Source organism: Roseomonas sp. GC11 (genome assembly GCF_024437745.1).
Taxonomy (GTDB): domain Bacteria; phylum Pseudomonadota; class Alphaproteobacteria; order Acetobacterales; family Acetobacteraceae; genus Pseudoroseomonas.
In genome coordinates, this window is sequence record NZ_JANFNY010000189.1 from 1 (window position 1) to 1234 (window position 1234).

General features: G+C 76.5%; 2 protein-coding genes. Both read left to right on the forward strand.

Annotated elements, in window-relative coordinates:
• Window positions 1–323, forward strand: a 323-nt coding sequence (locus tag NON00_RS24530; RefSeq protein ID WP_256025424.1) for an SPOR domain-containing protein, incomplete at its 5' end; no start/stop codon positions are given.
• Between the two features lie 14 nt (window positions 324–337).
• On the forward strand, window positions 338–1234 hold an 897-nt coding region (gene nagZ, locus NON00_RS24535; protein WP_256025426.1), incomplete at its 3' end, for a beta-N-acetylhexosaminidase.

Below are 1234 nucleotides of genomic sequence, written 5' to 3' on the forward strand. Positions count from 1 at the left end.
CCCCCCCCCCCCCCCCCCCCCCCCCCCCCCCCCCCACCGCCGCGCCGCCGCCCGCGCGCGCCGCCGCTGCGGGGGGCGTGGTGGTGCAGCTCGGCGCGCTCGATTCGGAAGCGGGGGCGAAGGCGGAATGGGAACGCCTCGGCCGCCGCGTGCCGGAACTGCTCCAGGGCCGCGCGCCGCAGATCATCCGCTTCGAGCGCGAGGGGCGGCCGACCATGTGGCGCCTGCGCCTCGGCGGCTTTGACAGCCATGACAGCGCCAACGGCTTCTGCGAGACCGTGAAGGCGCGCGGCGGTGCCTGCGCCGTCATCGGCAACGGCTGAGGGACATCGCCGCCATGACCCCGCCGCGCGCGGCCATCATCGGCCTCTCCGGTCCCGAATTGCTGGCCGAGGAAGCCGCCCTGCTGCGGCGGGAGCGGCCCTTCGGTGCCATCCTCTTCGCCCGCAACATCCAGGACCCGGCGCAGCTGCGCCGCCTCACCGGCGCCATCCGCGCCGAGTTGGGGGAGGCGGCGCCCGTCCTGGTGGACCAGGAAGGCGGCCGCGTCGCCCGGCTGCGCCCGCCGCACTGGCCGCGCTTCGCGCCCGCCGCCCGCTTCGAGGGGCTGCCCGCCGAGGCGGCGCAGGCCAATGCGGCGCTGCTCGGGCAGGAATGCGCCGCCGCCGGGCTGGATGTCGTCTGTGCCCCGGTGCTCGACCTGCGGCTGCCCGGCGCCCATGCGGTGGTGGGTGACCGCGGCTTCTCCGCCGACCCGGCGGAGGTGGCGCGGCTCGGCGCCGCCTGGATCGCCGGGCTGCGGGCCGCCGGCACCATCCCCGTCATCAAGCACATGCCCGGCCATGGCCGCGCCCTGGTGGACAGCCACCTGGAAATGCCGCGCGTCCCCACCCCGCGCGCTGAACTGGACGCGGATTTTGCGCCGTTTCGCGCCCTGGCGGGCCTCGCGACCTGGGGCATGACCGGCCATCTGCTGTTCGAGGCGCTGGACGCCGAACGGCCCGCCACCCTCTCGCCGCGCATCATCGCCGGGATCATCCGCGGCGAGATCGGCTTTGACGGGCTGCTGCTCTCCGATGATCTCGGCATGCAGGCGCTGGCCGGCTCGCCCGGTGAGCGTGCCGCCGCCACCCTGGTGGCGGGCTGCGACATCGCCCTGCATTGCAGCGGCGTGCTGGCCGAGAGCGCGGCGGTGCTGGCCGCCAGCCCGGCCATGACCGAGGCGGCGCAGCGC